This is a genomic window from Pseudomonas sp. AP42 (genome assembly GCF_001728935.1).
GTDB lineage: Bacteria > Pseudomonadota > Gammaproteobacteria > Pseudomonadales > Pseudomonadaceae > Aquipseudomonas > Aquipseudomonas lactis.
On record NZ_LYSO01000178.1, the window covers coordinates 1 to 7851 of the forward strand.

Annotated in this window: 8 protein-coding genes and 1 pseudogene; 1 reads left to right on the forward strand and 8 read right to left on the reverse strand. The window is 61.7% G+C overall.

Features of this window, described 5'->3' with window-relative positions; translation table 11 throughout:
• Nucleotides 1-87: 87 nt before the first annotated feature.
• The 8 genes from A7K61_RS29790 to A7K61_RS29825 all read right to left on the reverse strand — a co-directional run bounded on the left by A7K61_RS29790 (nucleotide 88) and on the right by A7K61_RS29825 (nucleotide 7579).
• Nucleotides 88-1065, reverse strand: coding sequence for an NAD(P)-dependent oxidoreductase (locus tag A7K61_RS29790; RefSeq protein ID WP_069558963.1), 978 nt, complete (start codon nucleotides 1063-1065; stop codon nucleotides 88-90).
• Entirely contained in the window at nucleotides 1062-2354 is a 1293-nt protein-coding gene (locus A7K61_RS29795; RefSeq protein ID WP_069558964.1) for an MFS transporter, read from the reverse strand. Before A7K61_RS29795 ends, A7K61_RS29790 begins: the two co-directional genes overlap by 4 nt.
• A 45-nt stretch (nucleotides 2355-2399) precedes the next feature.
• On the reverse strand, nucleotides 2400-3341 hold the full coding sequence (locus A7K61_RS29800; RefSeq protein ID WP_069558965.1) for a sugar kinase: 942 nt from the start codon (nucleotides 3339-3341) through the stop codon (nucleotides 2400-2402).
• Nucleotides 3334-4116, reverse strand: a complete 783-nt coding sequence (locus A7K61_RS29805) for a sugar phosphate isomerase/epimerase (protein ID WP_069558966.1) — start codon at nucleotides 4114-4116, stop codon at nucleotides 3334-3336. The genes A7K61_RS29800 and A7K61_RS29805 overlap by 8 nt, the downstream gene beginning before the upstream one ends.
• Nucleotides 4117-4200: 84 nt before the next feature.
• A complete protein-coding gene (locus tag A7K61_RS29810) occupies nucleotides 4201-5262 on the reverse strand; it encodes a LacI family DNA-binding transcriptional regulator (protein ID WP_069558969.1) in 1062 nt (353 codons plus the stop codon).
• Between the two features lie 108 nt (nucleotides 5263-5370).
• On the reverse strand, nucleotides 5371-5970 hold the full coding sequence (locus tag A7K61_RS29815) for a LysE family translocator (RefSeq protein ID WP_047710729.1): 600 nt from the start codon (nucleotides 5968-5970) through the stop codon (nucleotides 5371-5373).
• 54 nt (nucleotides 5971-6024) lie between these two features.
• Nucleotides 6025-6864 (reverse strand): AraC family transcriptional regulator, encoded by an 840-nt coding sequence (locus A7K61_RS29820; RefSeq protein ID WP_069558967.1) that lies wholly within the window; start codon nucleotides 6862-6864, stop codon nucleotides 6025-6027.
• 73 nt (nucleotides 6865-6937) lie between these two features.
• The gene (locus A7K61_RS29825; protein ID WP_069558968.1) at nucleotides 6938-7579 is read right to left on the reverse strand and encodes a DUF1345 domain-containing protein; all 642 of its coding nucleotides are present in this window, start codon (nucleotides 7577-7579) and stop codon (nucleotides 6938-6940) included.
• Between the two features lie 56 nt (nucleotides 7580-7635).
• Here A7K61_RS29825 and A7K61_RS33370 point away from each other — a divergent pair.
• A pseudogene (locus A7K61_RS33370) lies at nucleotides 7636-7851 on the forward strand (hypothetical protein); the annotation flags it as partial.

Consider the following 7851-nt stretch of genomic DNA (forward strand, 5'->3'; position numbering starts at 1 on the left):
GCAATGGATATGTACACAATCCAGCTGCGTTGACTGTGAGGCCGCCTTCGCGAGCAAGCCCGCTCCCACATTTGCTCTTGTGTTGTATCAGTGCCTCCATACCCCTGGATTCACCAGGTTTACCGGCTTTTCGCCAGCCAGTGCCGCCAGCAGATTATCCACCGCACACTTAGCCATCGCCTCCCGCGTCTCATGGGTCGCCGAGCCAATATGCGGCGTGGCTACCACATTATTCAACCGCAACAACGGCGACGCATGATCCAGCGGCTCTTTCTCAAACACATCCAACCCCGCCGCGCGGATAGTGCGTTGCTGCAACGCTTGCACCAGCGCCGCCTCATCCACCACCTTGCCTCGCGAGATATTGATAAAGATCGTCTCTGGCCCCATCAGCGCGAATTCCTCGGCGCCAATCAACTTCTCGGTTTCAGCCGTCAACGGTAATGTCAGGCAGACAAAATCCGCCTCTTTAAGCAAGGCCTGCAAGCTGCGGTACTGCGCCCCAAAGCGTGCCTCAACCGCCGGCTTGGGCGAGTGGCTGTGGTAGATCACCGGCATGCCGAAGCCAAAATGCCCACGCTGGGCCAGGGCTTCGCCGATGCGGCCCATACCGATGATGCCCAGGGTCTTGCCATGGACATCGCTGCCAAAATGCGCCGGGCCGATGTTTTTGTTCCACTGGCCGGCACGCACCATGTCAGCCAGTTCCACCACGCGCCGCGCGGTGGCCAGGATCAGCGCAAAACCGGTGTCGGCGGTGGTCTCGGTAAGCACATCCGGAGTGTTGCTCAGCAGGATGCCGCGCTCGGTCAGGTAGTCGATATCGTAATTGTCGACGCCCACCGAGACGCTGGCCACGGCTTCCAGCTGGGGCGCCAGGTCGAGTAGCCGTGCGTCCAGGCGCAGGCTTGCACCCAGCAGGCCATGGGCGGTGGGCAGGGCATCGCGCAGCTTGGCCAGGCCGGTTTCATCCAGTGCGTCAATCAGCGTGACCTCGACCTGCTCATGCAGACGAGCCATGAGCGGCGCGGAGAGTTTTTTGTACAGCACGACAGACTTTTTCATGAGGTTTTTACCTTCAATTCCAGGGTTGGCGCCGGCGAGCGGTCACTGGCGCCGGGCTTGAGGAAAATCGTCAGCACCACGGAAAGCAGCAGCGCGCCGCTCATCAGCAGATAAGAAGCGCCGGGCGAGCCGGTGCTGCTGTTGAGGTAACCCACCAAGTACGAGCCGCCGAACGAGCCCAGGGCGCCCATGCTGTTGATCAGCGCCATGGCGCCACCGGCGACGTTGGCCGGCAGGATTTCCGGGACGATGGCGAAAAACGGGCCGTAGGGTGCATACATGCACGCCCCGGCGATCACCAGCAAGGTGTAGGACCACCAGAAGTGTTCGGCGCCCAGCACGTAGGACGCGTAGAAGGCAATCGACGCAATCAACAGCGGCGGCCAGACAAAACGCTTACGTTTTTGCAGCTTGTCCGAACCCCAGGACACCACGAGCATGCCGATCACCGCCGCCAGGTAAGGCAGCGCCGAGAGCCAGCCGGCTTCGACCATGTCCATCTGCAAACCGGCCTTGAGGATCGATGGCAGCCACAGCACGAAGCCGTACACGCCAATGCTCCAGCAAAAGAACTGCAGCGCCAGAATGATCACCTTGGGCGAACGGAACGCCTCGGCGTAGTTTTTCACGGCCTTGATCCCCACCTGTTCGGCGGCCAGGGCGGTTTCCAGGCTGTGCTTTTCGGCGTCGCTCAGCCACTGGGCATCCTTGGGACGCTCATCGGCCAGCTTCCACCAGATAAACGCCCACAACACTGCCGGCAGGCCCTCGATGATGAACATCCAGCGCCAGCTGAAATGCTGCACCAGATAGCCCGACACCACCGACATCCACAGCATGGTCACCGGGTTGCCGAGGATCAGGAAGGTGTTGGCCCGCGAGCGTTCGGCACGGGTGAACCAGTGACACAGGTATACCAGCATGGCCGGCATCACGGCGGCCTCGACCACCCCGAGCATGAAGCGGATGACGATCAGCATGTAGGCGTTGGACACCACGCCAGTCAGCGTGGCCAAGCCGCCCCAGAGGATCAGGCTGACGAAGATCAGTTTCTTGACGCTGCGCTTTTGCGCGTAGATCGCCCCTGGCACCTGGAAGAAAAAGTAGCCAAGGAAAAACAGCGCACCGAGCAGCGAAGACATGCCCGGCGTGATCATCAGGTCTTCGGCCATGCCGGACGCGGCGGCGAAGCCGTAGTTGGCGCGGTCCAGGTAGGCCAGGCTGTAGGTGATAAACACGATAGGCATGATGTACCACCAGCGACGGGTGGCGAGTTTCACGGTTTCCATGGGGTTGCTCCTGAGCTTGTTGTAGTTGTGGCAACAGGTAATGGGTCACGCAACGGATCGGGTGGTTAATTCAGCGCGGGTCGGCAAACCCTCCATATCGCCACGGCTCTGCACGGCGCGGCTGCCGATCCAGTTGCCGCGCTGCACGGCCTCGGGGAAGCTTGAGTTTTCCAGCAGGGCGCTGATCATGCCCACGGCAAAGCCATCGCCGGCACCGACCGTATCCACCACCTTGGCCACCGGTACGGCGGCGACAAAACCCTGGTCCATATGGGTGCGGTAATAGGCGCCCTCGGCGCCGAGCTTGATTGCCACGGCTTCGGCGCCCTGGTCGAGATAGAACGCGGCGATGTCTTGCGGGTCGTCGAACCCGGTGAGCAGGCGACCTTCGCCCAGGCCCGGCAACACCCAGTCGGCCAGAGCGGCCAACGCGTTGATTTCGCGGATCATCTGCGCCTGGCTGGCCCACAGGGACGGGCGCAGGTTCGGGTCGAACGACACGCTGCGCCCGGCCTTGCGCATTTGCGTCATCAGCTCGAACGACAGTGCGCGGGTGGCGTCGGATAACGCTGGCGGAATGCCGGTGGCGTGCAAATGACGGGCTTGCAGCAACGTCGGGTGGATGGCGTCGATGCACAAGTGGCTGGCGGCCGAGCCTTTGCGAAAGTACTCCACTTGAGGGTCTGCGCCGGCCTCTTCACGGGACTTGAGTTGAAAGCCGGTAGGGTGCAGCGGGTCGACGGCCACATGGCGGCAATCGAGCCCCTCTTTGCTCAGGGTGTCGACCACAAAACGCCCGAGGGAGTCGTTACCCACGCGGCTCAGCCAGGCCACGTTGAACCCCAGGCGCGACAGCCCGATGGCGACGTTGCTGTCGGCGCCGGCAATGCGTTTGTGAAACTGCCCGACCTGGGCCAGGTCGCCGGTCTGTTCGGCGACAAACATCGCCATGGTTTCGCCAAACGAGAGGATATCGATCTCAGACATGGGCGTTCTCCACATGGGGTTGGCCAAGGCGGGCGAGGGTGGTGACCTGTTGCGCGGTGACCTCGATCAGGTCATCGCCCTGCAACGGAAATTCCACCGCCCGGGTAATACCTTGAGTCATGTGTTTAAGCAGTTGTTCCCACAGACGCAGGTCGGTGGCGCCCGGCGGCAAGGCCACCAGCTTGCCGTCGGCGCGACGGGCCACGGCCTTGCAGTGCAGGTAATCCACATGCCGGCCCAGCAACCGCGCAGCGGTGAGCGCGGATTGGTCTTGCCACTGCCAGTTGCCGATATCGAAGGTCATTTTCACTGGCAGGCCCAGGCGTTCGACTTCGGTGAAGAACCGTTGCATCGGTTCAATGCGCCCGCCGTGCAGGGTCTGGTCGTTTTCCACCAGCAACTTGACCGGGTGGCGGTTGAGCAGGGCGTGCAGGCTTTCCAGATCGTTGGTGTCGGTGAAGTAACCGAGGGACACTTTCAACCAGCCCGAACCAAAGGCCTGGGCGCGATCCAGGGTAGCGGCCAGCTCGGCATTGGGCTGGGCACGGCCGGCGACCCAGAGTTCCAAGGGCGAGGAAAAGACTGATTCCAGGCCTTGTTCTGCAGCGGCCAGGGCCAGCTCGGCCGGTTGCTCGGTGGTGAGCAGTTCTTCACGCCATTCAATGCGCTGGGCACCGGCGGCGCTCAGCAGCGCGACAAAACTCAATTGGCCCTGCTGGCGAACCAGGTCGGCGCCGTAGCTGGAAAGGCTGATGGAGACGGGGTATTTATGCATTGTTGTTTACCTCTGAAACCGGTTTCATTTTCATGCGCAGAACAAAATGTGGGAGCGGGCTTGCTCGCGAATGCGGTGTGTCAGTCAGCTTGGAAGCGGCTGACACACCGCATTCGCGAGCAAGCCCGCTCCCACAGGGGATTGAGTCGAGCCGCGGATAATCAGCTCGGGTAAAAAATCCAGGGTGCGGGTGGGGGCGGTATCGCCGCGCAGGCGCTTGAGCAAGCAGTCGAAGGCGCTGGCGCCAATCGCTTGCGTCGGTTGGGCGAGGGCGGTGATGCCGCTACCTACCAGCGGGTACCAGTCCAGGTCATCCAGGGCGATCAAGCCCACGTCTGCGAACAGGTCGCAGCCCAGCGCCTTGAGCGCACGGGTGCAGGCCAGCGCCGCCACGCCATTGGCGCAAAACAGTGCCTTGGGGCCGGGTTTGGCGAGAAAGGCTTGCAGACGGTTTTCCAATTCGCCATCCAGTTCAACCACGGCACCTGTCAACGCCGGGCGCTGGGCAATCTCGATGTTGAAACTCGCCAGGCGTTCCAAGCGTGAACTGGTGCCGTCGGTGGTCTCGCTCACCAGCAGCACCTCGCGGTAACCCTGCTTCTCCAGATGGTCCATCGCCATACGCACTGCCGCCGGGTTATCCAGGCCCACCAGGTCGCTGTGCAAGGGCTCGACCTTGCGGTCCACCAGCACCAGGGGCATTTCCCGTTGCAGTTCCAGCAGTTGGTCGAGGTGATGGCCCAGGGTGTTCACGATCAAGCCTTCGATGTTGTACGAGCGCAGCGCCGCCAGGTGTTGGCGCTCCTGCTCATCATCGCGGTCGGTGTTGCACACCACCAGGCTGTAGCCGTGCTGGCGACACGCGGTTTCGACGCCGTGCATCACCGCAATGGAGTAGGGGTTGCGGATATCCGCCACCAACATGCCGATCAGGCGCGTGCGCCCACGCTTGAGGCCACGGGCCATCTGGTTGGGGCGATAACCGAGTTCGTCGATGGCCTGTTCGATGCGCAGGGCGATGGCATCGGAGAGCAGGGCGCGGTCATCGCCGATAAAGCGCGACACGCTGGCCTTGGATACGCCCGCGCGCTCGGCGACGTCGAGCATGGTCACGCGGCTGCGCTGGGCGGCAGAAAAAGTGTTCATGGTCATCGACCTTCTTTTTATTGGAATCACTGAAACCGGTTTCAGGAAACCACTAAAGTAAGAAAGCCGTCAAGAATTTGTAGGACAAAGGTAGATGACCGGTCGTACTCACACCATCACACCCAGCCAAGTCGCCGCCAGCAGCAACAGCGCCATGCCCCGGTTCAAGCGCTGCATTGCCTTGGGCGAACGAAATACCCGCGCAGATCCAACCCCCAGCAGCGCCCAGGTTGCCAGGCAGGGAATGGCGATCAGAAAAAATCCCAGCGATAAGTACAGCACCTGGCTTTGCCGCTGTGGCCCGTCACCGGCAAACACACTGACCACCGCCAGGGTCATCATCCAGGTCTTGGGGTTGACCAACTGCAGGCTGGCCGCGCCGATCAACCCCAGGGGTTTTTGTGTCGAGTCCACTTCAACGGCCTGAGGCGGCGCAATGAAAATCTGCCAGGCCAGGTAACTCAACCAGGCCACGCCCGCCCATTGCATGGCGGTTTGCACCTTAGGTAGATGCACCAGCGACTGGCCGACACCGCAACCCACCAGCAGTACGATCCCGGCCGCCCCCGCGCAGGCGCCGAAGATAATCGGGACCGCCGCCCTCAAGCCGTACCGTGCACTGTTGCTCAGTACCAGGATATTGGTCGGGCCGGGGGTGATGGAGGCGACAAAGGCGAACAGCATGAAAGGTATGAATGTGGACAGCATGACGGGTGACTCCGGCGGACTCATTTAGAGCGTCCATCTTCACAAGCCCGCGCGTTACCGGTCTTGAAGATTTGTGCAGCACTTGCGGTACGCGGCCGGTGTCAGCCCATAAGCACGCATGAACCAGCGGCCCAAATGACTTTGGTCAGCGAAACCTAGGGCCATCGCCACGTCTGCCGGTTGGTCGCCCTTGGCCAATAAATACCGGGCCCGTGCCAGGCGCAGTTGCACCAGATAAGCGTGGGGTGGCAGGCCGAAGGCGCTCTTGAAGGCGCGGCTCAGGCGAAAGCGATCGACGCCGCAAGCCTGCGCGAGTTCATCCATGCCGACGTCCTGATGCAGATGGGCATGCAGGTATTCCCGGGCCTTGTGCGCCACCTGTGGCAAGCGCGGGTCATCGCGGTAGCGCATGCGCCAGTAAAGCTGGCCGGTGAGGCGTTCCAACAAGTGATCCAGCGCGCTTTGCCGCACGATCCGCAGCTCGCCGTGATGCAAGCTCTGAAACGCATGGCTGGTGGCCAGGGCCAGGCGCGGATCGCTGGCCAGGGTGCTGGCGAAACTCAGTTGATGATGGGCGGGTGCTTCTTCGAAGACACTGCAGATTTCCCGCTCCAGCCACTGAGGGTCGAGGTAGAGCATACGGTAAGTGAAACCGTCGACCGTCGGGGCATTGCCGTCGTGGAGCTCCCCTGGCTCGAGCAGGAACACCTGCCCCGGCACGCTGTCATGGCGCATGCGCCGGCAGTTGAATTGCTGCACGCCTTGTTCGGTCACGCCCACCAGGTAGCTGTCGTGCCAATGGGGGTCATACGCATGGCCTTCAAAATGCGCGCGCAGGGTCTCGATGCCGGTGTCGGCGTCCTGGGACAGGTCGATCCAATTGTGCGCAGGCATACAACACCGAGGCGGAAAGTGAAGGGCTATTAGCGGCCGACGCCGGGAGGGGCGTCTAGAAGGTTTGTGCAGTCTAGCCAAACAACCCGGCGGCGATGTTGATCGAAAAGCCGAGAATGGCGGTGTTGAATAAGAAACCGATCAACGACTGCCCCAGCACCACCTTGCGCAGGCCACGGGTGGCGACGCCCACATCCGAGGTTTGTACTGCTACGCCGATGGTGAAGGAGAAATACAGGAAATCCCAGTAGTTCGGGGTGAGTAAGCCCTCGGCAAAGCGCAGGGCGGGCTCCTTGCCTGGCCAGGTGTAATAGAGCCGGGCGTAATGCACGCTGAAAATCACCCCGATCAGCAGCCAGGAGCCGATCACCGTCAGCCCGGTAAAACCGTAGTGCAGCAAGCGTTCGGAAGGGGCCAGGTCCTTGCTGCCCACCAGTTCGAAGGTGATGGTGGCCAGGCTGGCGATGGCGGCGATGCACACCATGAACAGTACCAGGCCGGCGTTTTCATCTTCGACTTCGGCAATGCGCTTGACGTCCTCGGCCTTGGCGCGAATGGTCAGCCACAGCATTAGAACAAGGTAGGTCCAGACCCCGGCGTTCCAACCGATGAGGATTTTGCTGGCGAGGGTGTCGGCCGGCACCAGGAGGCCGACGGCCAGGCCCAGTACGGCGGCAGATGAGAGGCGAGGGTGGGTGCGGGCGAGGAAGGGCATGGTGGCTCACAGATAACTATGTGTGAGCACCATAGCTTATTCGGGTGTACCTGATCATGAATGCAATCAATAACCCTGTGGGAGCTGGCTTGCCTGCGATGACGGCCTTCCGGCTGACGCCTATCTATCTGACACCCCACAATCCAACTGTGGGAGCGGGCTTGCTCGCGAAGGCGGCCTGGCAGTCAACACAGTTGGACCGGGTACATATCCGTTATTTAGGTAACGGCCACCTAGGGTTCCGCTCTGACAGCGGCTCACTTTTGAAAAGC